Origin of the sequence: Streptomyces sp. NPDC096040 (assembly GCF_040303265.1) — a bacterium.
GTDB lineage: Bacteria > Actinomycetota > Actinomycetes > Streptomycetales > Streptomycetaceae > Streptomyces.
This window is the reverse complement of sequence record NZ_JBEOTA010000005.1, coordinates 83,045-106,218: the sequence shown is the minus strand read 5'-3', so window position 1 is coordinate 106,218 and position 23,174 is coordinate 83,045. Positions and strand designations below refer to the sequence as shown.

Here is a 23,174-nt window from a genome sequence, read left to right as displayed (position 1 = left end):
GGCCCGCCGGACCGAGCCGTTCGCGTCGCCCGGACGGGAGGCAGGCCGTGCCACGCCGTCTGCCGCCTCGGGTCTGGAGCCGGGTCGGACGGGCCCACCCGTGGCCCCCGGGCAGGAGGTCCGTAGGACCGAGCCGTTCGCGTCGCCCGGGCGGGAGACCGGGCGCGTCACGCCGTCCCGGCCGCCGTACGGTCCTGGCCTGTCGTCCCGGCGCCCGGAGTCCGCTTCGGAGTCGACCGCCTCGCTTGGCCCCGTCGGTGCTGCGGAGGAGCCCGAGCCGTCGTCGGACGGGCGGCGCGGTGCCGCCGGACCGGCGTCCTCGTCCTCGGCCGGTACGGCCGGCGGCTCCGCCGGTGTGACCGGGCCCAGACGGCCCGAGCGGTCGCGCAGTGACTTCCCGGCCTCTCTCGGTGCGCCGGAGCCGGGCACCGCCTGGAGCCCGCACATGCGGACGTTCCCGGTACCGACGGCCCCGCCGCGCCCCATGACACCGCCGAAGGCGGCCCCGCCGCCCCGCCCGGCGAAGCCCCCCAAGCCCACCCTCCCGCCCCGCCCGACGGACGCCCCGGCGCCGGCCTCCGTCGCCCCGCCCCGCCCCGCGACACCCCCGGCCCCCGGCGTTGCGCCGCCTCCCCGTGACACCGCCTCGTCGTCGCACGGCCCCGGTCTGTTGCCGGACCCCGCGATGTCCTGGACCGCCTCCACGGGAACTCCCGGCAGGGACCGGCCCGTTGTGACCTTCGGCGAGCCCGAGGGGTACGACGAGCGAGGGTGGGGGCGGTCGTTGGCCGGTCGCGTGGCGCCCCGTACCGCCGCTGCCGCCGCCTGCATGGTGCTCGGGCTCGGACTGATCGGCGGCGCGGTGACCGGAAGCTGGATCGTCGACGACGACGGTGACGTGGCAGCGGCGAGCAGCTTCAGTTCCGCCGCCGGCCTGTGGCACAACGTGCCCGTCGACGAACTGTTCCCGCCCACCGTGCAGGGCACCGGCGCCGGCCCCGGCGGAGCCGACCGCACCTGGACACGGATCGCCGTCGCCCCCGCCACCGGCTGCGCCGACGCCTTCGACCTGCTGCTGCGCAAGGTCCTCGCCCCCGTAGGCTGCCAGCGACTGATCCGTGCCACCTACACCGACGCCACCCAGAGCTATGTGACGACTGTGGGGCTGCTGTTCACCAAGGCCGACCCGGCCGGGATGACAGCCCTCGCCAAGCGGTTCGAGGACGAGCACCTGGACCGCCGTACCGACCTGATGCCCCTTCCGTACGCCGCGAAGGGCACCGCCGCCGAGCGATTCGGCCGGCACCAGCGGGCCTCCTGGACGATCTCCGTGCTCACCGACGCCCCGGTCGTCGCGTACGCCGTCTCCGGCTGGGCCGACGGCCGTACCGTCGACACCCCGCAGTCCGCCGCCGACGCGGAGGCGTCCGGTGCCACCACCGCCGCGGCTCAGGCCGGCCTCGGCAACGAGGCCCAGGGCCTGGCCGACCGCATCGAACGGCGACTGCGGCAGAACACCGCAGGCCCGGCAACGGAGAAGCCCTCATGAAGCGCCGCACAACCGGGGCCGCGGTGAGCCTGCTGCTCGCCGGCTCGCTCGCCCTCCTGCCGTCCACGACCGCCTACGCCGACAGCATCCGCGGCCAGCAGTGGGGTCTGTCCGCCCTGCACCTCGACGAGGCCTGGCAGACCACCAAGGGCAGGGGCGTCACCGTCGCCGTCCTGGACACCGGTGTCGAGGCCGACCACCCCGACCTCGTCGGCAACGTCCTGACCGCCAAGGACATGATCGGCTTCGGCGCCCGGCCCGGCGAACGCACCTGGGCCCGGCACGGCACCGCCATGGCCGGCATCATCGCCGGTCACGGGCACGGGGTCGGCAACGGCGACGGTGTGATGGGGGTCGCCCCGGAAGCCAAGATCCTGCCCGTCCGGGTCATCCTCGAAGACGGCGACAGCGCCCGCGGCAAGGCCCGCTCCACCCGGGGCAACGCCCTCGCCGAGGGCATCCGCTGGGCCGCCGACCACGGCGCCGACGTCATCAACCTCTCCCTCGGCGACGACTCCGACTCCGCACACCCCGAGCCCAGCGAGGACGAGGCCATCCAGTACGCCCTGAAGAAGGACGTCGTGGTCGTCGCCTCGGCCGGCAACGGCGGCGACAAGGGCGACCACATCTCCTACCCGGCCGCCTACCCCGGCGTCATAGCCGCCACCGCGGTGGACAAGTTCGGCACCCGCGCCGCCTTCTCCACCCGCCGCTGGTACGCCACGGTCAGCGCGCCCGGCGACGACATCGTCATCGCCGACCCGGACCACAAGTACTACGAGGGGTGGGGCACAAGCGCCGCCTCGGCCTTCGTCTCAGGCGCCGTGGCCCTGATCAAGGCCGCCCACCCGGGCCTCACCCCGGCCCAGGTCAAAAAGCTCCTGGAGGAGACGGCCCGCGACGCCCCGGCCGGCGGCCGCGACGACTCCCGGGGCTTCGGCATGATCGACCCGGCCGCGGCGATCAAGGCCGCGGCCAAGCTGAAGACACAGAGCCTCACGTCGGCGTCGTACGGCAAGAAGTACTTCGGCCCGGGCCCGGACACGGAGAAGGAGACAACGAGCGCGACGGACTGGGCGGCCCCGCTGGCGGGCGGCGCGGGCGGCGTGCTGTTGGTGGCGGCAGGAGTCCTGTGGCGAAACCGCCGCAGACCGATCTGAAGGGGCGCGGGGCTGTATCGGTACGCGGCTCCGCCGCGTGGGCGCGACCAGCCCCCACCGGCCCACGAACCGTCGAACCCTCCCCCTACTGCGAAGCAGAAGCAGCCGCACTCTCAGAAGAAGCCTCCGTGAACGAGCCCACCGCCGCCTTCGCAGCCGCCTCCACCAGCGAAATCCCCTTCGTCTGACTCACCGTCCCGTTGGACAGCACCGCGACCAGATAGCCGGTCCCGCCCGCTGTCACCCGCCCGATGCTGTTGACGTCCCACAGTTCGGTCGTACTCCGCGCCAGCCACCCGTTCTTCAGCGCGAACTCCGAACCGTCGGCGGCGGCCGAGACCCCCCACCGCTGGTCCGACTCGACCGTCTTCATCAGCCCCTGGATGTACGCCTGCGAGGCCTCGCTCAGCTTCGAGTCGTCCCCGAACACCTGCTGGAGCAGGGTGAGCTGGTCGGCTGCCGTTGTCTGGGTCAGCCCCCACAGCGCCCCGTCACCGCCCTCCGTCTCCGTCAGCCCGAAGCGCTTGTTCGCCGCGTCCAGGCCCGCCGCCTTGCCGATGATGTCCCACAGCTCCGACGCGGAGGTGTTGTCGCTGTTCTCGATCATCTTCACGGCGTACGCCTTCTCCGTCGCCGTCAGATACCGGCCCGCGTCCTGCGCCTGGAGCAGCAGCGTCGCCAGGATGTCGACCTTGACGATGCTCGCCGTGTCGAACGCCGAGTCGCCGTAGGTCGCGCTGTCGCCGGAGTCCAGGTCGAGGACGGCCGCCGAGACCTTCGCCCCGGACGGCACGGTCACCGTCTCCATCACCGTGCTCAGCAGCGCGTCCCGGTCCACGGCCGGCTCCGTCACGGGTTCCACCGATGCCTCCCCGCTCGCCGAGGCCGAGGAGGAGGGCGTCGGCGACGCAGCCGACGATACGGCGCCGCCGTCGCCTGCGTGTGCCTTCACATACACGGTCCCCGCCGCGGTGGCGCCGACGACGGCGACCGTGGCGAGGGAGATGTACAGCAGAGCCCGGCGCCGGGGCCGGGCACGGCGGCGGGCCCGCCGGGATCCTGAGGTGGCTCTGGGGGACTCCATGCCCGCGATGCTCGGGGCGGGGACTGTGCGATCCGTTTGTCGGAAGTTAGAAGGAGGTCAGGGATATCTGAGAATCCCGTGAAAGCCGTGTCGATCCGGTTTCGGGGCCCGCACAACCGCAGCAGCATCCCACCGATAGGGTCGGGGACCGTGGCGAACAAGAACATTCCCGACTCCGGCTACTCCGACGACGACGGCTCCGCCGACCCCCGGCTGACCGCCGCGCTGGCCGCTTGGGCCGAGGACCGGACGGCGGTGGGACCCGTCCTGGCGGCACTGAAGGGCGCGCGGCTGCTCGTCCCGGTGGTGGCCGTCCTGGGCGAGGTCGAGGAGGACGAGAAGGGGCTGCGCCGCGAGAAGACCAGCGACATGGCCGTCCCCACCCTGAAGGCCGGTCACCGTACCGCCCTGCCCGCCTTCACCTCCACCGAGTCGCTGGCCCGCTGGGACCCGGCGGCGCGACCCGTCGCCGTACCCCTGCACCAGGCGCTGCAGGCCGCCGCACACGAGAAGGCGGACACGGTGGTGCTGGACCTGTCGGGGCCGGTGCCGTTCGAACTGACCGGAACGGCGCTGCGAGCGCTTGCGGAGGGGCGGACGACGGCCGATCCGCTCGCCGACCCGACGGTGCGGGAGGCGGTACGGGCCGCGGTGGCCGCCGAACCCGCCGTACACCGCGCCCACCTCGGGCCGGGGCAGACCGACGGCACCCTCGCCCTGGTCCTGGACCCGGCCGCGCCGGCCGCCGAGACCGTCCAGGCCGTCGCCGGGCGGCTGGCCGCCGACGAGACGCTGCGGGCCCGCCTGGTACGCGGCCTCGACCTGGCACTGCTGCCGGCCGGGACCACGCCGCCGGGCGAGCCCTTGTACGTAAGGAACTGATCGCTAGCCGTAGACCGGGCCGGTGTACTTCTCGCCGGGGCCCTGGCCCGGTTCGTCGGGGACGATCGAGGCCTCGCGGAAGGCCAGCTGGAGCGACTTCAGGCCGTCCCGCAGCGGGGCCGCGTGGAAGGAGCTGATCTCGGTCGCGGACGCGTCGAGCAGTCCGGCGAGGGCGGTGACCAGCTTGCGGGCCTCGTCCAGGTCCTTGTACTTGTCGCCCTCCTCGGTCAGACCGAGCTTCACGGCCGCGGCGCTCATCAGGTTGACGGCGACCGTCACGATCACCTCGACCGCGGGGACCTCGGCGATGTCGCGGGTCATCTCGTCGAAGTCGGGCTGTCCGGCGTCACCGGGGCCAGGAAGGGGCGTCTCACTCATGACGCCCACGATAGGCGCAGCGGGCCCAGGGCTCCGACCTGGGCCCAGGACGTCCCAATTGGTCCTCTCTCCGCTTTGCTGCTAACCTTGTGTGACGACCGGCCGGACGGGTATGCCTCGCGGCTAACCGCCCCGGCCCACAAGTGGAGGCTTCGAACTCCCACCTGACCGCCCTGCTGGGCGGCGGGTCACCGGTCAGACGGTCGCTTCGCCGCTATGGCGACGGCGTTCCGTCCGATAGTGCGCCCCGCGATCCTCGCGGCGGTGTTCCGGTAGTTCGAGGAGCCCCGCCTGTGATCGTCCGGGGCATTTTTTCTGCTTCGGTGCGGTTAGGTCTCACGAAAACAGACGTTACGCGGCTGTCCGCCAGACCGTCGCGTGGTGCTACCGAGGAGGATCCATCAGCACCGAGCCCCGCATCAACGACCGGATTCGCGTTCCCGAGGTGCGACTTGTCGGTCCCAGTGGCGAGCAGGTGGGCATCGTCCCCCTGGCCAAGGCACTGGAGCTTGCGCAGGAGTACGACCTCGACCTGGTCGAGGTGGCGGCGAGCGCACGCCCGCCGGTCTGCAAGCTCATGGACTACGGCAAGTTCAAGTACGAGTCGGCCATGAAGGCCCGTGAGGCGCGCAAGAACCAGGCGCACACGGTCATCAAGGAAATGAAGCTCCGGCCGAAGATCGACCCGCACGACTATGACACCAAGAAGGGTCACGTCGTACGGTTCCTCAAGCAGGGCGACAAGGTCAAGATCACGATCATGTTCCGTGGTCGCGAGCAGTCCCGGCCCGAACTGGGCTACCGACTGCTGCAGCGTCTCGCGGAGGACGTCCAGGACCTCGGTTTCGTCGAGTCGAACCCGAAGCAGGACGGCCGGAACATGATCATGGTTCTCGGTCCGCACAAGAAGAAGACCGAGGCGATGGCCGAGGCCAGGCAGGCGCAGGAAGCCCGCAAGGCCGAAGCGAAGGCCAACCCCGGCAAGTCGCAGAACGCTGCTGAGCTGGAGGCCGACGCGGAGGCCGAGGCGCCCGCCGAGGAGCCCGCCGAGGCGTGATCCCGGGGCAACCGCCCCAGGTCAGCACCCAGGGGCGAAAGCCTCCGGATGCAATCGATACAAGAGCGACGTTCCACCGTGCCCGGTTTCGCGACCGGGCACCGGAGCGCCATCGACGAGGAGATAACGGCGCTATGCCGAAGAACAAGACGCACAGCGGTGCCAGCAAGCGCTTCAAGATCACCGGCTCCGGCAAGGTGCTGCGTGAGCGCGCCGGCAAGCGCCACCTGCTCGAGCACAAGTCGTCTCGTGTGACGCGTCGCCTCACCGGCAACGCCGAGATGGCCCCGGGCGACACCGCGAAGATCAAGAAGCTTCTCGGCAAGTGACACGCGGGCGCCGGCCGGCGCCCTGAAGTCAGCACCGGGACCCAGTCGTTTCCGGGCCGCGTGAGTCAGCCGCGGCCCCGCTACAAGGAGTTAACAAGTGGCACGCGTCAAGCGGGCAGTCAACGCCCACAAGAAGCGCCGGGCGATCCTCGAAGCCGCCTCCGGCTACCGCGGACAGCGTTCGCGCCTGTACCGCAAGGCCAAGGAGCAGGTCACCCACTCGCTGGTCTACAACTACAACGACCGCAAGAAGCGCAAGGGTGACTTCCGTCAGCTGTGGATCCAGCGCATCAACGCCGCTGCCCGCGCCAACGGCATCACGTACAACCGCTTCATCCAGGGTCTGAAGGCCGCGAACGTCGAGGTCGACCGCAAGATCCTGGCCGAGCTGGCGGTCAACGACGCCGGCGCGTTCGCCGCGCTCGTCGAGGTCGCGCAGAAGGCGCTGCCGGCGGACGTCAACGCGCCGAAGGCGGCGTGACGCTGGCGCTGGCCTTGGCCGACGTGACTGAAGGACCCGCAGGCTGAATGGCCTGCGGGTCCTACTGTTGCCGGCCGCCCCATCTCTTGCTGAAGGTGAAGAACAAGATGCCCACCCCCGAGCTGATCTCCCCCCGCTCCGCCCGTGTGGCTGCCGCTCGGCGGCTTGGCAAGCGGAACTTCCGGGGGAAGGACCGGCTGTTTCTCGCCGAGGGTCCGCAGGCTGTGCGGGAGGCGGTGGGGCATCGGGTCGACGGGACGGCGACGCTCGTCGAGCTGTTCGCGACCGTCGAGGCCGCGGAGCGGTACGCCGACATCGTCGGGGACGCCCGGGACGTCGGCGCCCGGATCCACCTCGCCTCCGAAGAGGTCATCGCCGACATCTCCACCACCGTCACCCCACAGGGGCTGGTCGGTGTCTGCCGGTTCATCGACACCCCGTTCGAGGACATCCTCGCCGCCCGTCCCAAGCTCGTCGCCGTCCTCGCCAACGTCCGCGACCCCGGCAACGCCGGGACCGTGCTGCGGTGCGCCGATGCTGCCGGTGCGGAGGCCGTCGTACTGACCGATGCCTCCGTCGACCTGTACAACCCCAAGGCCGTGCGCGCCTCCGTGGGGTCGCACTTCCATCTGCCCGTCGCCGTCGGGGTGCCCGTCGAGCAGGCCGTCGCCGGGCTGAAGAGCGTCGGTGTGCGGATCCTCGCCGCAGACGGCGCCGGGACCGACGACCTCGACGACGAACTCGACAAGGGCACGATGGGCGGACCCACCGCCTGGGTGTTCGGGAACGAGGCCTGGGGGCTCCCCGAGGAGACCCGCGCGCTGGCGGACGCCGTCGTGCGCGTTCCCATCCACGGGAAAGCCGAAAGCCTGAACCTCGCCACCGCCGCCGCCGTATGTCTCTACGCAACGGCCCGTGCACAGCGTGCCTCCGGAGGGTGCCGTTCCGTCACCGAGAGCTAGTAAGGTGACCAGCTCGGGGGCCTGCTGCGCCGTCTGAGAGGTGGAGTACGGGGATGAGTGTCGGCACCAGCAACGCGCGGGGCGGCAGCGGCACCGGCCGCGTACCCGCACCCCGGCATGGCGACCTCACCGGCTTCGGTGTCGACCCCGACGAACTGCCCGACGGCCTGGTGGTCGCCGACGAGCACGGCATCGTCGTCTGCTTCAACGCGGCCGCCGCCCGGATCACCGCCACCGCCACCGCCGACGCCCTCGGACAACGGCTGGAGAAGGCCCTGCCGTTAGAGGACCTGGAGGGCAGGCGCTGGTGGCAGCTCACCGATCCCTACGGCGGCCTCGCCATCCGGGTCGGCCAGCCGGAGCGGAACCTCCTGCTGCCCGGCGGCCGGGAGGTGCTGGTGTCCGCCAGGTATGTGCGCGCCGAGTCCACCGGGCCCGTACGCCGGGTCGTCGTGTCGCTGCGGGACACCGAGGCCCGCCGCCGTACCGAACGCAGTCACGCCGAGCTGATCGCCACCGTCGCCCATGAGCTGCGCTCTCCGCTGACCTCCGTCAAGGGTTTCACCGCCACCCTGCTCGCAAAATGGGAGCGGTTCACCGACGACCAGAAGCGGCTGATGCTGGAGACGGTCGACGCCGACGCCGACCGGGTCACCCGGCTCATCGCCGAGCTGCTGGACATCTCCAGGATCGACAGCGGACGCCTTGAGCTGCGCCGGCAGCCCGTGGACATAGGGGCGGCCGTCGGGCGGCACATCCAGGCGTATGTCGCCGCCGGGCAGCCCGCCGACCGGTTCCTGCTCCGCATCGAGCAGCCGCTGCCCGCGCTGTGGGCCGACCCCGACAAGGTCGACCAGGTCCTCAGCAACCTCATCGAAAATGCCGTGCGGCACGGCGAGGGAACCGTCACCATTGACGTCACGCCCTCGGCGTCCCCGCGCGAAGGGGAAGATCTCGAGAACACAGCCACGTCGGTCACCGTGAGCGACGAGGGGCCAGGCATCCCGGAGGAGTCCATGAACCGCGTCTTCACCCGCTTCTGGCGGGGCAGCAAGCGCGGAGGGACCGGCCTCGGGCTCTATATCGTCAAGGGCATCGTCGAGGCCCACGGCGGCACCATCACCGTCGGACGCGCCGCCAGCGGCGGCGCCGAGTTCCGATTTACGTTGCCCGTGAGCGCACCGGCGTATCTCGCCTGAGATCACGGACACCGTCCGTGCTCACCGAGACCGCCTGAGCAGCCCGCGGGCGCTTCGCATTCCTCCACCCCGTTAGACTCGGCCTTTGGCACCTTTGTGTCCTTCACACGGCCCACCAACGGTCTCGGGGACCACCGCCAGCCAATCGGAAGCACGGGAAGAGATGTCGGCACCCAATAAGTCGTACGACCCTGTCGAGGTCGAGGCGTTGAAACCGGAAGAGATCGAGCGCATGCGGGACGAGGCGCTCGCCGCCTTCGCCGCCGCGGGCTCCCTCGACGCGCTCCAGGAGGCCAAGGTCGCCCACACCGGGGGCACCTCCCCGCTGGCCCTCGCCAACCGCGAGATCGGCGCCCTGCCCCCGCACGCCAAGGCCGCCGCCGGAAAGCTGGTCGGCCAGGCCCGCGGCGCCGTGAACAAGGCCCTCGCCGGCCGCCAGGAGGAGCTGGAGGCCGAGCGCGACGCCCGGGTGCTGGTCGAGGAGGCGGTGGACGTCACACTGCCCTACGACCGCGTCCCGGCCGGTGCCCGGCACCCGCTGACCACGCTCTCGGACCGCATCGAGGACATCTTCGTGGCCATGGGCTACGAGGTCGCCGAGGGCCCGCAGGTCGAGGCCGAGTGGTTCAACTTCGACGCCCTCAACATCGGCCCGGACCACCCGGCACGCGGCGAGGCGGACACCTTCTTCGTCGAGGGCCCGCAGGGCGGCACCGAGTCCGGTGTCGTGCTGCGCACCCACACCTCGCCGGTCCAGATCCGCTCGCTGCTCGACCGCGAGCTGCCGGTCTACGTGATCTGCCCCGGGCGCGTGTACCGCACCGACGAGCTGGACGCCACCCACACCCCGGTCTTCCACCAGGTGGAGCTGCTCGCCGTCGACGAGGGCCTGACCATGTCCGACCTCAAGGGCACCCTGGACCACATGGTCCAGTCGCTGTTCGGCGAGGGCATGAAGACCCGGCTGCGGCCGAACTTCTTCCCGTTCACCGAGCCCAGCGCCGAGATGGACATGCTGTGCTACGTCTGCAAGGGCGAGTCCGTCGGCAACCCCGACCGGCCCTGCCGTACCTGCTCCTCCGAAGGCTGGATCGAGCTGGGCGGCTGCGGCATGGTCAATCCGCGGGTGCTCACCGCCTGCGGCGTCGACCCGGAGAAGTACAGCGGCTTCGCCTTCGGGTTCGGCATCGAGCGGATGCTGATGTTCCGCCACAACGTCGAGGACATGCGAGACATGGTCGAGGGTGACGTCCGGTTCACCCGGCCGTTCGGGATGGAGATCTGATGCGGGTCCCGCTTTCCTGGCTGCGGGAGTACGTCGACCTGCCGGCCACCGAGACCGGCCGCGATGTGCAGGCCAAGCTGATTTCGGCCGGCCTGGAGGTCGAGACCGTCGAGCAGCTCGGCGACGGTCTCAAGGGCCCCCTGGTCGTCGGCCAGGTCCTCACCATCGAGGAGCTGGAGGGCTTCAAGAAGCCGATCCGCTTCTGCACGGTCGACGTCGGCAGGGCCAACGGCACCGGTGAGCCGCAGGAGATCGTCTGCGGCGCCCGCAACTTCGCCGTCGGCGACAAGGTCGTCGTCGTCCTGCCGGGGGCCGTGCTCCCCGGCGGCTTCGCCATTGCCGCGCGCAAGACGTACGGCAAGACGTCCCACGGCATGATCTGCTCCAGCGACGAGCTGGGCATCGGCTCCGACGGTACCCACGGCATCATCGTGCTGCCGCCGGAGACCGAGGTCGGCAAGGACGCCATCGAGCTGCTCGAACTGGTCGACGAGGTCCTGGACATCGCCGTCACCGCCAACCGCGGCGACTGCCTGTCCATCCGCGGTGTGGCCCGCGAGACCGCCATCGCCTACGGTCTGCCGCTGCGCGACCCGGCGCTGATCGACGTACCCGGCCCGAACGCCTTCGGCTACCCGGTCCAGGTCGCCGACCCGATCGGCTGCGACCGGTTCACCGCGCGCACGGTCACCGGGCTGAGCCCCGAGGCCCGCTCCCCGATCTGGCTCCAGCGCCGGCTCCAGAAGGTCGGCATGCGCCCGATCTCGCTCGCCGTCGACGTCACCAACTACGTGATGATGGAGCTCGGCCAGCCGCTGCACGCCTACGACCGCAACCTGGTCCAGGGCACCATCGGCGTCCGCCGCGCGGCCGAGGGCGAGAAGATCGTCACCCTCGACGGCGTCGAGCGGAAGCTGCACGCCGAGGACCTGGTGATCACCGACGACCGTGGCCCGGTCGGTCTCGCGGGCGTCATGGGCGGCGCCAACACCGAGATCGCCGACCACGAGGACGTGGAGAACGCCACCTCCGACGTGGTGATCGAGGCGGCCCACTTCGACGCCGTCGCCATCGCGCGCACCGCCCGCCGCCACAAGCTGTCCTCCGAGGCCTCCCGCCGCTTCGAGCGCGGGGTCGACCCGCAGGCTGCGGCCGCCGCCGCGCAGCGCACGGTCGACCTGCTGGTGCTGCTCGCCGGCGGCACCGCCGAGGCCGGCGTCACCGAGGTCACCGCGCCGTCCGCGCCGCACACCATCACCGTCGCGGCGAACCACCCCGACAAGGTCGCGGGTGTCGAGTACGGCCGGGAGACCGTCGTCCGCCGCCTCCAGGAGGTCGGCTGCGACGTCTACGGCCAGGACGAGCTGATCGTCACGGTGCCGTCCTGGCGGCCCGACCTCCTCGAACAGAACGACCTGGCCGAAGAGGTCATCCGCCTGGAGGGCTACGAGAACCTGCCCTCCACGCTGCCCAAGCCGACGTCCGGCCGAGGCCTGACCCACCGTCAGCGCCTGCACCGCCGGGTGGGCCGCGCGCTCGCCGGGGCCGGATATGTCGAGGCGCCGAACTACCCGTTCGTCAGCGAGCAGGTCTTCGACCAGCTGGGCCTGGCCGCCGACGACCCGGCCCGCCGTGCCGTCCGCCTGACCAACCCGCTCAACGACGAGGAGCCCGCGCTGCGCACCTCGCTGCTGCCGGGCCTCCTCGGTGCGCTGCGGCGCAACGACGGCCGGGGTGCGCACGACCTGGCGCTGTTCGAGACCGGCCTGGTCTTCCTCCCGCGTGAGGAGCAGGGCGTCGCCGGTCATCTGCCGGTCGACCGCCGCCCGACCGACGAGGAACTCGCCGCGCTGAACGCCGTGCTGCCCGAGCAGCCCCGGCATGTGGCCGTCGTCCTCAGCGGCGCCCGTGAGCAGGCCGGCTGGTGGGGCAAGGGCCGTCCGGCCGACTGGGCCGACGCGGTCGAGGCGGGGCGCGCGGTCGCGCGGGAGGCCGGCGCCGAGCTGATCGTGCGGTCCGGCCAGTACGGACCGTGGCACCCCGGCCGGTGCGCCGAGCTGGCGGTAGCCGCCGACGGAACCGAGCGGGTCGTGGGCCACGCCGGTGAGCTCCACCCGCGTGTGCTCAAGGCGCTGGGGCTGCCCGCGCGTACCTGCGCGATGGAGCTGGACCTGGACGCCCTGGAGCAGGCCGGCGACGGTACGCCGCAGGCGCCGAGCATCTCGACGTTCCCGGTGGCCACGCAGGATGTCGCCCTCGTGGTCGACAAGCCGGTACCGGCCGCGGAGGTCGAGGCCGCGCTGCGCGAGGGCGCGGGTGAACTGCTCGAAGGCATCCGGCTGTTCGACGTGTATGTCAACGACGAGCAGCTCGGCGACGGGAAGAAGTCGCTGGCGTACGCGCTGCGGTTCCGGGCGTCCGATCGCACGCTGACGGTGGACGAGGCGTCGGCTGCCCGGGATGCGGCGGTCGCCCTGGCGGGCGAGCGCACGGGAGCGGTGCTGCGGGGCTAGGCGCAACGGACACAGTCCCGAGCCCCTTCGGGGCGCTTGCCACCTGCATAAATGCGGGTGTCTGACGGACGGTCACTCATTCGGGTGAGATCCATCCGGGACATGGCCCTTTCGGGGCATGCCGTCGACAGAATCGGACCGGCCTCTCGGGGCCGGTCCGTCTGTTCTGTCAGGGCCTACATGGGGGCCATCGGCATGATCCGCATCAAGGCTGGGGTTCCCCGCGGGAGGCGGCCCCGGACAAGTTCTCGGCCCTCGCGCTGCGCGCTCGCCCTGGGGTTGCCCACGGTGTGGGGTGCCGTCGCCGTCTCGTACAAATTCGGATGCCCGCTGGCCGAGCAGAACGGGCTCGGCGCGCGGATCGTCACCAGCGCCGTGTTCTTCGCGGTCGGCACCGGGCTGATACTCCATGTCCGCCGGGCCCTGCTCCGGGAGCTACGGCAGGCCCGCAGGGTCGCCGGCGCCGCGCAGAGCGTGCTGCTGCGGCCACTGCCGCCCCGTCTCGCGGGGCTGAACGTCGCCGCCGCCCAGCTCTCCGCCGACCGGGGCGCGATCATCGGCGGCGACCTCTACGAGGCCGTCGCCACCGAGCACGGCGTACGGGTCGTGATGGGCGACGTACGCGGGCACGGACTGGCCGCCATCGGCACCGTCGCCGCCGTCCTCGGCAGCTTTCGCGAGGCCGCCCACGACGAGCCCGAACTGGCCCAGGTCCTCGGCCGGCTGGACCGCGCCCTCGCCAGACACCTGCGCGAACGCGCCCGCGCCGAACACCCCTCCAGCGGCCTGGACCCGGACAACCCGGTCGGCGAGGAGTTCGTCACCGTACTCCTGCTGGAGATCGCCGGGGACGGTGAACTACGCGCTCTCAACTGCGGCCATCCATGGCCGTACCTGATCAGCGGGACGAGGATCGGCCCGTTGTCGGGGGCGGAACCGCTGCCGCCTCTGGGGCCCTTCCCCCTGCCGCCGGACCTCGCCGCCACGCGCTGTGGTCACCTGCTCCCGGACGACTCCCTCGTCCTCTATACGGACGGCGCGGAGGACGCGAGAGACGCGCGGGGCCACTTCTTCTCCCTGCGGGGGGCCTTGGCGGAAGCGGTACGAGACCGCCCGGTCTCTCCGCAGAGCATCCTGAGGACGGTCTTCACCGCCCTGCTCCACCACACGAACGGCCGTCCCTCCGACGACATCGCACTCCTCGCACTGACCAACGACCGTGCACAGCAACGCGCCTTGCTCGGGGCGCGGGGAACCGTGCGACCGACCCCTGCGCACCCGCAGCCCTCAACGCACCGCTAGCCCCCGGACATCGGCCAAGCCAACGGCCAGGCCACCGCACTGTACGAGGGGGGAGCCGGCGGCCCGGCCGGCCTCTTGCGAGGCAGTTCAGTCAACCGGTCCGACACTCTCCGCGACAACGTGCGTACGCTGCGGATTCGCGCACTCCGTTCACACCCCGTGTGAACACCCACGCACTACGCTGACGGCACCAGGCCACTCGGGGGGCATTCATGCAGCCCAATTCTCTGCTCGACGCGATCCTGGACGAGGCGGGGATCTCGCACGCCGGTCTCGCCGCCCATGTCAACCAGGCGGGCCGGGCCCGTGGACTCTCGCTCCGTTACGAACACACCGCCGTGGCACGGTGGTTGAAGGGCTAGCGGCCGCGCGGCCAGGTGCCCGACCTGATCTGCGAGGTGCTCGCCGCCCGGCTGCACCGCACGGTCACCCTCGACGACATCGGCCTCGGCGTGCCCGGCGAGCCCGGCGTCCCGCACACCACCTCGCTCTCCGGGTTCGTCGAACGGGCCACGGCCCTGTGGCGGTCCGACGAACAGCAGCGCCCGCACATACTCGGCGCCCCCGCCGTCACCGGCACGCCCGCGGTGATGCCGGTGTGGGAGTGGGAGAACCCCCCTGAGGACGTGGACGTCTCGCGTGGCGGCCGGCACCGGGTCACCCCGGGTGACCTGGAGATGCTGCGTGCCGCCCGCGCCCACTACGAGCAGATGTACCGCAAGGCCGGCGGCATGGCGACCCGCAGCAGGGTCGTCGGTTTCCTCAACGCCGAGGCGGCTCCGCTGCTGCGAGGCAGCTACACGGATGCCACGGGGCGTCAACTGCACCGGGCGACCGGGGGATTGGTCGCCATCGTGGGGATCTGCGCCTACGACTCCGACGCCCACGGCCTCGCTCAGCGTTACTTCCATCAGGCCCTGCGCCTGGCGAAGGCGAGCGGCGACCGGGGACTCGGTGCTTATGTCATCGCGCTCCTTGTCAACCAGGCGCTGTTCATGCGGGAGTTCCGGCAGGCCGTCGCGTTCGCGGAGGCCGCGCTGCGCGCCGCCGGCAAGCACATCACCCCCGCGCTCGCCTCCGACCTCTACGCGATGCAGGCCAAGGCGTACGCCCACCTCGGCGACGGCACGAGCGCGCTGTCCTGCATCCGGCGGGCGGAGAGGGCCGCCGAACGCATCCGGCGCGGCTATGAACCCGACGAGACCGGCTATGTCCAACCCGGCCTGGTCAATGTGCAGGTGGCCGAGGCGCTGCTCAGTCTCGGCGAGCTGGCCGCCGCCCGGGAGCATGCCGCGGCCGCCGTCGACAACCCGGCCCACGACCGGGGACGGGTGCACCGGCTGGCCATGCTCAGCACCATCGAACTGCGCCAGGGAAACGCGGACAACGCGGTGGCCACGGCCGTGCAGATGGCCGAACAGGCCCGCGGAATGGAGTCCCAGCGACTGCGCGACAGACTCCGCGCGGTGCGCGAGCACCTGGTGCGCAGCGGTTCGGCCGGAACCGCCGAAGCCGCCGAGCTCATCGACAGCGCGCTGCGCGTACCGCTGTAGACCGCACCCGTATCGATCGAGGCGCACTGTAGGCCTGAGGAGTCCCTGCTGCGATATTGCCACTTAGTCGGCGGAAGGTGGCAGAACCGTGCAGTGGACGAAACTGAACGAACAAACTGTGTATGAAAACCGCTGGTTCAGCGTCAATCTCGCAGATGTCGAGCTGCCGGACGGCCGGCATCTCGACCACTTCCTGATACGGCTGCGGCCCGTGGCCGTGGCGACGGTGGTCAACGAGGCCAATGAGGTCCTCCTCCTGTGGCGCCACCGCTTCATCACCGACAGCTGGGGGTGGGAACTCCCGGCCGGTGTGGTCGAGGACGGTGAGGACATCGCCGTCGCGGCCGCCAGGGAACTGGAGGAGGAGTCCGGCTGGCGGCCGGGAACCCTGCACCACCTCATGACCGTGGAGCCGTCCAACGGCCTCACCGACGCCCGGCACCACATCTACTGGTCCGACGAGGGCGAGTACGTCGGACACCCCGTGGACGACTTCGAATCGGACCGCCGGGAGTGGGTCCCTCTCAAGCTCGTCCCGGACATGATCGCCCGCGGGGAGGTCCCGGCCGCCAACATGGCGGCCGCGTTACTCCTGCTGCACCACCTCAGGCTGGCCGACGACTAGGCGAGTGAGGACTGGCCGACTAGCGGGCCAGCGCCTGCCAGACGGTGACGACGAGGGCGCCCAGTGCGATGAGCGCGGCGATCGAGGGCAGAGGCCAGCGGGCGTTCTCCAGCGAGGCGAGGCGGGCGTTCACGTCGTCCAGTTCCTTGGCCGTCTCCTTGGTGCGGTGACTGAGCAGGTTGAGCCCTCCCTCGACCCGGGCATAGGCCACATCGAGGCGACGACGTAACTCTGCGAGTTCTCCTTGGACCACGGGATGCTCTTGTTCGGTGGCCACGGGTCCACTCCTTTGCGTAGTCGAAGATGTCGTTCCGCATCCCTTTGCATGCGCATGAAGAGTGAACTCGCCTGGTGAGCGCGTGGGGAGAGTGTGCGAAGGGCATATGCGTGCCCGGAGCGCACACGGTGTGTGAAACACACGGGCCCGGCACCGTTGGCGGTGCCGGGCCCGTGGAGCATCGCTCCCTGTAGTCAGCGGGGTGTGCTCAGCCGTAGGTGTAGAAGCCCGACCCGGTCTTCCGGCCCAGCCGGCCCGCCTCGACCATGCGCTGGAGCAGCGGCGGAGCGGCGTACAGCGGTTCCTTGTACTCGGCGTACATCGAGTTGGCGATGGAGACGATGGTGTCCAGACCGATCAGGTCGGACAGCTTCAGCGGGCCCATCGGGTGGGCGCAGCCCAGCTCCATGCCGTTGTCGATGTCCTCGCGGCTCGCGATGCCGGACTCGAACATCCGGATGGACGAGAGCAGATACGGCACCAGCAGCGCGTTGACCACGAACCCGGACCGGTCCTGGGCGCGGATCGCGTGCTTGCCGAGCACCTTCTCGGCGAAGACCTGGGCGCGGCTGAGGGTGCCCTCGGAGGTGGTGAGCGCCGGGATCAGCTCGACCAGCTTCTGCACCGGGGCCGGGTTGAAGAAGTGGATGCCGATCACATGGTCGGGACGGGAGGTCGCGACCGCCAGCTTCACCAGCGGGATCGAGGAGGTGTTGGAGGCCAGGATCGCGTCCGGGCGGGTCACCACCTGGTCGAGCACCTGGAAGATCTCCGTCTTCACCTGCTCGTTCTCGACGACGGCCTCGATCACCAGATCACGGTCGGCGAACTCGCCGAGGTCCGTGGTGAAGCTCAGCTGCGCCAGGGTGGCGTCCCGCTCCTCCTCGCTGATCTTGCCGCGCTCGGCCGCCTTGGCCAGGGAGTTGAGCAGCCGGGTACGGCCGATCTCCAGGGCCTCGCCGGTGGTCTCGGCGACCTTCACGTCCAGACCGGAGCGGGCGCACACCTCGGCGATGCCTGCTCCCATCTGGCCGCAGCCCACGACTCCGACCTTCTCGATGTCGGTCACATCGTCCCCTTCGCTGATCTACGGCCGGCCGGCAGGACCTCCGGATCCGGTGCCTGCTCCGTTCGTGCACGTTACCCGTAAGTATCGATGATCGATCGTGTGGGTGGGTGCATCCTGTGGCGCGGAGGCGATCCGTGACCACGCGGATCCGGAGAGTTAGAGGGTCTCAGGATGGCAGGAGTGTCTCGCAGGGTGTTTGCGGCGGCGGCGCTGTCGACGCTGGCGTCGGCGGCACCGGGGGCGACGGCCGCGGCCCGGCCCCGGCGCGCGGCCACCGAGATGCGAGGCATGTGGCTGGCGACCGTCTCCAACCGTGACTGGCCCTCGCGCAGCGGGCTGTCGGCCTCGGCCCAGCGCAAGGAGCTGACCGCCCTCCTCGACAAGGCGGTGGACTACCGGCTCAACACGGTGATGTTGCAGGTGCGGCCCACCGCCGACGCGTTCTGGCCCTCGCCCCACGAGCCCTGGTCCCAGTACCTCACCGGCACCCAGGGCAAGAACCCCGGCTGGGACCCGCTCGGCGTGGCCGTCGCGGAGGCGCACGCCAGGCGCCTGCAACTGCACGCCTGGTTCAACCCGTACCGGATCGCCAACAACACCGACCCGGGCAAGCTGGTCGCCTCGCACCCCGCCCGCAAGCACCCGGACTGGGTGGTGCCGTACGGCGGCAAGCTCTACTACAACCCCGGCATCCCGGCGGTCCGTGCCTTCGTGGAGCAGGCGATCCTGGACGCGGTCGCCAAGTACCCCGTGGACGCGGTCCACTTCGACGACTACTTCTACCCCTACCCGGTGGCCGGCCAGACCTTCGACGACGACGACGCCTACGACACCTACGGCGGCGACTTCTCCTCCCGGGCGGCCTGGCGCCGGGACAACATCGACAAGCTGGTGACCGAGACCGCCGCCGGGATCAGGAAACTCCGGCCCGGCACCCGGTTCGGAATCAGCCCGTTCGCCGTGTGGCGCAACGCCACCACCGACTCCCGGGGCTCGGACACCGAGGCGGGGGTGGAGACGTACGACGACCTGTACGCGGACACCCGGAAATGGGTGCAGAAGAACTGGATCGACTACGTCGTACCGCAGGCGTACTGGCAGATCGGCAACGCGGCCGCCGACTACGCCAAGGTCGTCGAGTGGTGGGCGGGCGTGGCCAAGGGGTCCGGGACCCGGCTCTACATCGGTGAGGCGCTGTACCAGGCGGGGGCCGCCGGCGCGCCCACCGCCTGGCAGGACCCGGCCGAGCTGTCCCGGCATCTGACCCTGGCCGACCAGTATGCGCAGGTCGGTGGGCATGTGTACTTCGCGGCCCAGGACGTGGCCGCCGATCCGATCGGGGCGCTGTCACGGGTGGTCGCCGACCACTACCAGCAGCCGGCCCTCCCGCCGGCCTGACCGGAGAGCGGCGGGCGCCCCCGTTGCGTATGCCCGTCGCCGCGGCCTACTGACGCTGTTGGGTCTCCCGGTGCTTGACCTGGCAGTCGGGGCCGGGGGACATGATGGCCTCGTGGCCGTCCTCGAAGCGGACCCGGTAGGGCGGGTTGCCCTCGGGGCCCAGCACCTGGACGATTTCCGAGACATGGTCGTGCTGTCCGACCACCCTGCCGTGCTGGACAAGCTGGTCGCCCTTGGATGCATGCATCTCCAGGGCCTCCTCACGATCGCGATCGTTGGGTGACGGCGATGCACACGAGCACTGCGGCGGCCGTGAGTGGAGCGGCCGCGGTGAGGTGCTCGCCGAGCAGCAGTACCGACCACACCAGTGTGAGCAGGGGCTGGGCCAACTGCAACTGGCTGGCCTTCGGAATGCCGACGGCCGCCATGCCCCGGTACCAGACCACCAGACCGAGGAACTGCGAGCCCACCGCCACCCACAGCACGCCGGCCACGCCGTGCGCGTTCCAGACGACCGGCTCGTACGACAGCGCGACCACCGCGGCCGGCACGGTCAGCGGCAGGCAGCACACCAGCGCCCAGCCGATGACCTGCCAGCCCGGCATGATCCGGGCCAGCCGGCCGCCCTCGGTGTAGCCGGCCGCGCACACCACCAGCGCCGCGAAGAGATAGCCGTCGGCGGTCGTGAGCGCCCCGCCGCTCTGGGCGATCGTGAACGCCAGCACGGCCGCCGCGCCCGCGAGGGCCGCCGCCCAGAAGGTGCGGGAGGGACGTACGCCTGTGCGCAGGGCCGAGAAGAGGGCGGTGGTCAGCGGGAGCAGGCCCACCACGACGGCCGCGTGCGAGGTGGTGGAGGTCTCCAGGGCGAGCGTGGTCAGCATCGGGAAGCCGAGCACCACGCCGGCCGCGACGACGGCCAGCCCCGCCCAGTGCCGGCGCTCGGGCAGTCGTATCCGAAGGAACAGCAGACAGCCGCCCGCCATGGCCGCCGCGAGCACACTGCGCACCGCCACCAGCGCCCAGGGCCCGAACCCCTCAAGGCCCCAGGCGGTGGCCGGGAAGGTGAGGGAGAAGGCGACGACACCGAGTGCGGCCTGCAGGGTGCCGGCCCGGTGGGAGGCGGGGGCGGCCGGGGGAGTGCCGACCGCTATCGAACTGGCTGTGGTAGCGCTACTCTCTACTCTCATGCAGGAGCGTAGCAGTGTCCTTGAACTGGCGGAACATCTGCGGCGGGATCTCGACCGCTACTCGCCGGGTGGAAAGCTGCCGTCGAGCCGGGCGCTGGTGGAGCGGTTCCGGGTGAGCCCGGTGACGGTCTCGCGGGCCCTGGCCCAGCTGGTCGCGGAGGGTCTGGTCGTCACCCGGCCCGGTGCCGGTGCCTTCAGGGCCCGGCCGCGCACCACGGCCGAGCCCACCGGGGACACCTCCTGGCAGGAGGTGGCGCTCAGCGCCGACGGCGCCCTCGACGTGGTCCCGCGCACGGTCGACGCGTCCGGGGTCACCGTCTGCCTGGCCGTCCCGCCGCCCGGTGTGCTGGAACTCAGCGGCGGCTACCTGCACGCCTCCCTGGAACCGGAGCGCGCGATGGCGGCGGCACTGGCGAGGGCCGGCCGCCGGCCCGGCGCGTGGGGACGACCGCCCCTCGACGGGCTGCCGGAGCTGCGCGAGTGGTTCGCCCGGGACATCGGCGGCACGGTCACCGCCGCCGAGGTGCTGATCGCGAACGGCGGCCAGTCCGCGCTGGCCACCGCCCTGCGCGCGCTCGCCCCGCCCGGCGCCCCGGTCCTCGTCGAGTCCCCCACCTACCCCGGCATGCTCGCCATCGCACGCGCCGCGGGACTGCGCCCGGTCCCGGTCCCGGTCGACCCCGAAGGGGTGCGCCCCGCCCTCCTCGCCGACGCGTTCCGCGCCACCGGCGCCCGGGTCTTCGTCTGCCAGCCCCTCTTCCAGAACCCGACCGGGGCCGTCCTCGCCCCCGACCGCCGCGCCGAGGTGGTGCGGATCGCCCGGGAGGCCGGCGCGTTCGTCATAGAGGACGACTACGTACGACGGCTGGTCCACGCCGACGCGGGCCCGCTGCCCCGCCCGCTCGCCGCCGACGACCCCGACGGGGTCGTGGTGCACGTCGGCTCGCTGACGAAGGCCACCTCGCCGAGCTTCCGGGTGGCCGCACTGGCCGCCCGCGGTCCGGTCCTCGAACGCCTGCGCGCCATCCAGATCGTCGACACCTTCTTCGTCCCCCGCCCCCTCCAGGAGGCCGCGCTCGAACTCGTCGGCTCCCCGGCCTGGCCCCGCCATCTGCGCGCCCTGTCGGCCGAGTTGAAGAGCCGCCGTGACACCCTCACCGGCGCCCTCGCCCACCACCTCCCCGAACTCGCCCTCCCGCACATCCCCTCCGGCGGCTACCACCTCTGGCTCCGCCTCCCCGAAGGCGTCGACGACACGACCCTGACCGCCGCGGCCCTCCGCGCGGGCGTCGCCGTCACCCCCGGCCGCCCCTACTTCAGCGCCGAACCGACGGCCGCCCACATCCGCCTGAGTTTCGCGGCGGTCGCCGGGACGGGGGAGATCCTGGAGGGCGTACGACGGCTGCGGACGGCCTGTGACGAGGTGCTGCGGCCCGGAACCTGAGAGCCCCGTCCGAAGGACCCTGAAATCCGATCGACGCGGTGCGGCCGACCGGCGAGGATCCCCCCATGAGCGACGCACCCGGCCTCCCCGAGGGCTATGAGTTCTCCGCCGACACCGACCGTGTGGACGCCGAACGCGTCCACCGCTGGCTGTCCACCGACGCCTACTGGGCGACCGGCCGCCCGCTGGAGCAGCACCGGCGGGCGATGGCGGGCTCCCTCAACTTCGGGGTGTACGACACCGTCACCGGGGAGCAGGTCGCGTACGCGCGCGTGGTGACCGACCAGGCACTGTTCGCCTGGCTCGCCGATGTGTACGTCAACCCGGCTGTGCGCGGCAAGGGCCTCGGCACGGCGATGGTCGGGGCGATCCGCGAGCACCTGCGGCCGTCCGGAGTGCGGCGCGTCCTGCTCGCCACCCATGACGCCCACGGGGTCTACGAGAAGCTCGGATTTGCGCCGCTCGAACACCCGGACCAGTGGATGGTCCTCTACTACGAGGCGCCGAAGTGACATTCCGGTTGACTTGTCGGACACCTCCTGACCATTGGGTAACGTTTCCCCCACCTCGCGCAAGTCACCCACCAAGAGCCCTTGACCTGCGCACTTGAGCGTCACACCATCGCCGCATGTCACTTCGGGTCACGTTCGTGGCGGCCGCGCGCAGCTCACCGCTGCTCGCGGAGCGCTTCGAGGACGCCCGCCCCCTGGACCAGGCGGGCTGGGACGAGGTGCAGCGCGTCGCCGCCGACCTGCTACCGCTCGCGGCGGCCGAGCTGCGCTACTGTTCGCCGACCCCGCGCAGCCGCGCGACCGGCGAGGGTCTGGGCTACGCCCCGCTGGTCCAGCTCGCCCTGCGCGACTGCGACATGGGCCGCTGGCGAGGGCTGACGCTGGGCGAGGCGATGGCCAGGGAGCCCGACCAGGTGGACGCCTGGCTCGGCGACCCGCGCGCCACCCCGCACGGCGGTGAGTCGTTGCTGTCGTTCATCTCCAGGGTCGGCGGCTGGCTCGACACCCGCCCGGTGGACGACGGCGGCCGAATCGTCGCCGTCGCCGAGCCCTCGGTGATCCGCGCCGCGCTCGTCTACGCCCTCAAGGCGCCCCCGTCGACCTACTGGAACATCGACGTACGCCCCCTGTCGACGACCACGGTGACGGGCCGCGCCGGACGCTGGAACCTACGGTTCGACGTGTCGCCGACCCAGGCCTCGCGCACCTGAACGCTCCGCTGGAGGTGCCGCACGGCGGCATGGGCGGTCCGCGGAGTCGTCGTGGTCGGTTCGTGGTCACGGGTTGGTGGGCCGAGGTCCGCTGGTCCGGTCTCAGGGCTCGCGTACTTGAGCGCTCCGCTGGAGGTGCCGCACGGCGGCATGGGCGGTCCGCGGAGTCGTCGTGGTCGGTTCGTGGTCACGGGTTGGTGGGCCGAGGTCCGCTGGTC

The 23,174-nt window shown here is 71.4% G+C and carries 22 protein-coding genes and 2 pseudogenes; 17 read left to right on the top strand and 7 right to left on the bottom strand.

The window, feature by feature from the left end:
- A pseudogene (locus ABTY98_RS07815) lies at positions 1-534 on the bottom strand (hypothetical protein); the annotation flags it as partial.
- Positions 535-685: 151 nt separating this feature from the next.
- Here ABTY98_RS07815 and ABTY98_RS07810 point away from each other — a divergent pair.
- Positions 686-1,549 (top strand): hypothetical protein, encoded by an 864-nt coding sequence (locus tag ABTY98_RS07810; RefSeq protein ID WP_352219984.1) that lies wholly within the window; start codon positions 686-688, stop codon positions 1,547-1,549.
- Positions 1,546-2,709, top strand: a complete 1,164-nt coding sequence (mycP, locus tag ABTY98_RS07805) for a type VII secretion-associated serine protease mycosin (protein ID WP_352219983.1) — start codon at positions 1,546-1,548, stop codon at positions 2,707-2,709. The genes ABTY98_RS07810 and mycP overlap by 4 nt, the downstream gene beginning before the upstream one ends.
- An 85-nt stretch (positions 2,710-2,794) precedes the next feature.
- Here mycP and ABTY98_RS07800 read toward each other — a convergent pair whose 3' ends face one another.
- The gene (locus ABTY98_RS07800; protein WP_352219982.1) at positions 2,795-3,793 is read right to left on the bottom strand and encodes a serine hydrolase; all 999 of its coding nucleotides are present in this window, start codon (positions 3,791-3,793) and stop codon (positions 2,795-2,797) included.
- A gap of 150 nt (positions 3,794-3,943) precedes the next feature.
- Between ABTY98_RS07800 and ABTY98_RS07795 the strand changes: the two genes are divergently transcribed.
- Entirely contained in the window at positions 3,944-4,675 is a 732-nt protein-coding gene (locus ABTY98_RS07795; RefSeq protein ID WP_352219981.1) for an SseB family protein, read from the top strand.
- Between the two features lie 3 nt (positions 4,676-4,678).
- Here the strand turns inward: ABTY98_RS07795 and ABTY98_RS07790 are convergent, their stop codons facing one another.
- Positions 4,679-5,053 (bottom strand): DUF1844 domain-containing protein, encoded by a 375-nt coding sequence (locus ABTY98_RS07790; protein WP_217550395.1) that lies wholly within the window; start codon positions 5,051-5,053, stop codon positions 4,679-4,681.
- Between the two features lie 400 nt (positions 5,054-5,453).
- On the opposite strand from ABTY98_RS07790, the gene infC reads away from it, so the two are divergent.
- The 10 genes and pseudogenes from infC to ABTY98_RS07740 all read left to right on the top strand — a co-directional run bounded on the left by infC (position 5,454) and on the right by ABTY98_RS07740 (position 16,359).
- Complete coding sequence (gene infC, locus ABTY98_RS07785) at positions 5,454-6,110, top strand: translation initiation factor IF-3 (protein WP_352220194.1); 657 nt, start codon at positions 5,454-5,456, stop codon at positions 6,108-6,110.
- A 134-nt stretch (positions 6,111-6,244) separates the two neighbouring features.
- Positions 6,245-6,439, top strand: coding sequence for a 50S ribosomal protein L35 (gene rpmI / locus ABTY98_RS07780; RefSeq protein WP_189264757.1), 195 nt, complete (start codon positions 6,245-6,247; stop codon positions 6,437-6,439).
- Between the two features lie 97 nt (positions 6,440-6,536).
- A complete protein-coding gene (gene rplT / locus ABTY98_RS07775) occupies positions 6,537-6,920 on the top strand; it encodes a 50S ribosomal protein L20 (protein WP_018549117.1) in 384 nt (127 codons plus the stop codon).
- Positions 6,921-7,027: 107 nt separating this feature from the next.
- Entirely contained in the window at positions 7,028-7,882 is an 855-nt protein-coding gene (locus ABTY98_RS07770) for a TrmH family RNA methyltransferase (protein ID WP_352219980.1), read from the top strand.
- A gap of 53 nt (positions 7,883-7,935) precedes the next feature.
- On the top strand, positions 7,936-9,081 hold the full coding sequence (locus tag ABTY98_RS07765) for a sensor histidine kinase (protein ID WP_352219979.1): 1,146 nt from the start codon (positions 7,936-7,938) through the stop codon (positions 9,079-9,081).
- A gap of 163 nt (positions 9,082-9,244) precedes the next feature.
- Positions 9,245-10,366, top strand: coding sequence for a phenylalanine--tRNA ligase subunit alpha (pheS, locus tag ABTY98_RS07760; RefSeq protein ID WP_352219978.1), 1,122 nt, complete (start codon positions 9,245-9,247; stop codon positions 10,364-10,366).
- Positions 10,366-12,879 (top strand): phenylalanine--tRNA ligase subunit beta, encoded by a 2,514-nt coding sequence (gene pheT, locus ABTY98_RS07755; protein ID WP_352219977.1) that lies wholly within the window; start codon positions 10,366-10,368, stop codon positions 12,877-12,879. The genes pheS and pheT overlap by 1 nt, the downstream gene beginning before the upstream one ends.
- 195 nt (positions 12,880-13,074) lie before the next feature.
- A complete protein-coding gene (locus ABTY98_RS07750; protein ID WP_352219976.1) occupies positions 13,075-14,181 on the top strand; it encodes a PP2C family protein-serine/threonine phosphatase in 1,107 nt (368 codons plus the stop codon).
- A 212-nt stretch (positions 14,182-14,393) separates the two neighbouring features.
- Positions 14,394-15,734 (top strand): annotated as a pseudogene (locus ABTY98_RS07745) (NsdA family TPR-like regulatory protein).
- A gap of 88 nt (positions 15,735-15,822) precedes the next feature.
- The gene (locus tag ABTY98_RS07740; RefSeq protein WP_352219975.1) at positions 15,823-16,359 is read left to right on the top strand and encodes an NUDIX hydrolase; all 537 of its coding nucleotides are present in this window, start codon (positions 15,823-15,825) and stop codon (positions 16,357-16,359) included.
- Positions 16,360-16,378: 19 nt separating this feature from the next.
- Here ABTY98_RS07740 and ABTY98_RS07735 read toward each other — a convergent pair whose 3' ends face one another.
- Both ABTY98_RS07735 and ABTY98_RS07730 read right to left on the bottom strand, forming a co-directional pair.
- On the bottom strand, positions 16,379-16,636 hold the full coding sequence (locus ABTY98_RS07735; protein ID WP_352219974.1) for a hypothetical protein: 258 nt from the start codon (positions 16,634-16,636) through the stop codon (positions 16,379-16,381).
- Between the two features lie 208 nt (positions 16,637-16,844).
- A complete protein-coding gene (locus ABTY98_RS07730) occupies positions 16,845-17,705 on the bottom strand; it encodes a 3-hydroxybutyryl-CoA dehydrogenase (protein WP_352219973.1) in 861 nt (286 codons plus the stop codon).
- A gap of 171 nt (positions 17,706-17,876) precedes the next feature.
- On the opposite strand from ABTY98_RS07730, the gene ABTY98_RS07725 reads away from it, so the two are divergent.
- Entirely contained in the window at positions 17,877-19,103 is a 1,227-nt protein-coding gene (locus ABTY98_RS07725; RefSeq protein WP_352219972.1) for a glycoside hydrolase family 10-like protein, read from the top strand.
- Between the two features lie 46 nt (positions 19,104-19,149).
- Here the strand turns inward: ABTY98_RS07725 and ABTY98_RS07720 are convergent, their stop codons facing one another.
- Together ABTY98_RS07720 and ABTY98_RS07715 are read right to left on the bottom strand one after the other, a co-directional pair.
- Positions 19,150-19,350, bottom strand: a complete 201-nt coding sequence (locus ABTY98_RS07720; protein ID WP_352219971.1) for a DUF1918 domain-containing protein — start codon at positions 19,348-19,350, stop codon at positions 19,150-19,152.
- 13 nt (positions 19,351-19,363) lie between these two features.
- Positions 19,364-20,290 (bottom strand): DMT family transporter, encoded by a 927-nt coding sequence (locus tag ABTY98_RS07715; RefSeq protein WP_352219970.1) that lies wholly within the window; start codon positions 20,288-20,290, stop codon positions 19,364-19,366.
- Between ABTY98_RS07715 and ABTY98_RS07710 the strand changes: the two genes are divergently transcribed.
- The 3 genes from ABTY98_RS07710 to ABTY98_RS07700 all read left to right on the top strand — a co-directional run bounded on the left by ABTY98_RS07710 (position 20,289) and on the right by ABTY98_RS07700 (position 22,956).
- A complete protein-coding gene (locus ABTY98_RS07710; RefSeq protein ID WP_352219969.1) occupies positions 20,289-21,734 on the top strand; it encodes an aminotransferase-like domain-containing protein in 1,446 nt (481 codons plus the stop codon). The genes ABTY98_RS07715 and ABTY98_RS07710 overlap by 2 nt on opposite strands.
- Positions 21,735-21,799: 65 nt before the next feature.
- Complete coding sequence (locus ABTY98_RS07705; protein WP_352219968.1) at positions 21,800-22,246, top strand: GNAT family N-acetyltransferase; 447 nt, start codon at positions 21,800-21,802, stop codon at positions 22,244-22,246.
- A 116-nt stretch (positions 22,247-22,362) separates the two neighbouring features.
- Entirely contained in the window at positions 22,363-22,956 is a 594-nt protein-coding gene (locus ABTY98_RS07700) for a histidine phosphatase family protein (protein WP_352219967.1), read from the top strand.
- Positions 22,957-23,174 lie beyond the last annotated feature (218 nt).

Coding starts and splice junctions, on each gene's coding strand:
- ABTY98_RS07720 (WP_352219971.1), bottom strand. CDS start 19,350: ATGCATGCATCCAAGGGCGACCAGCTTGTCCAGCACGGCAGGGTGGTC.
- mycP (WP_352219983.1), top strand. CDS start 1,546: ATGAAGCGCCGCACAACCGGGGCCGCGGTGAGCCTGCTGCTCGCCGGC.
- pheS (WP_352219978.1), top strand. CDS start 9,245: ATGTCGGCACCCAATAAGTCGTACGACCCTGTCGAGGTCGAGGCGTTG.
- pheT (WP_352219977.1), top strand. CDS start 10,366: ATGCGGGTCCCGCTTTCCTGGCTGCGGGAGTACGTCGACCTGCCGGCC.
- ABTY98_RS07765 (WP_352219979.1), top strand. CDS start 7,936: ATGAGTGTCGGCACCAGCAACGCGCGGGGCGGCAGCGGCACCGGCCGC.
- ABTY98_RS07715 (WP_352219970.1), bottom strand. CDS start 20,290: ATGAGAGTAGAGAGTAGCGCTACCACAGCCAGTTCGATAGCGGTCGGC.
- rpmI (WP_189264757.1), top strand. CDS start 6,245: ATGCCGAAGAACAAGACGCACAGCGGTGCCAGCAAGCGCTTCAAGATC.
- ABTY98_RS07770 (WP_352219980.1), top strand. CDS start 7,028: ATGCCCACCCCCGAGCTGATCTCCCCCCGCTCCGCCCGTGTGGCTGCC.
- ABTY98_RS07800 (WP_352219982.1), bottom strand. CDS start 3,793: ATGGAGTCCCCCAGAGCCACCTCAGGATCCCGGCGGGCCCGCCGCCGT.
- ABTY98_RS07810 (WP_352219984.1), top strand. CDS start 686: ATGTCCTGGACCGCCTCCACGGGAACTCCCGGCAGGGACCGGCCCGTT.
- ABTY98_RS07700 (WP_352219967.1), top strand. CDS start 22,363: ATGTCACTTCGGGTCACGTTCGTGGCGGCCGCGCGCAGCTCACCGCTG.
- ABTY98_RS07710 (WP_352219969.1), top strand. CDS start 20,289: ATGCAGGAGCGTAGCAGTGTCCTTGAACTGGCGGAACATCTGCGGCGG.
- ABTY98_RS07750 (WP_352219976.1), top strand. CDS start 13,075: ATGATCCGCATCAAGGCTGGGGTTCCCCGCGGGAGGCGGCCCCGGACA.
- ABTY98_RS07705 (WP_352219968.1), top strand. CDS start 21,800: ATGAGCGACGCACCCGGCCTCCCCGAGGGCTATGAGTTCTCCGCCGAC.
- ABTY98_RS07725 (WP_352219972.1), top strand. CDS start 17,877: ATGGCAGGAGTGTCTCGCAGGGTGTTTGCGGCGGCGGCGCTGTCGACG.
- ABTY98_RS07790 (WP_217550395.1), bottom strand. CDS start 5,053: ATGAGTGAGACGCCCCTTCCTGGCCCCGGTGACGCCGGACAGCCCGAC.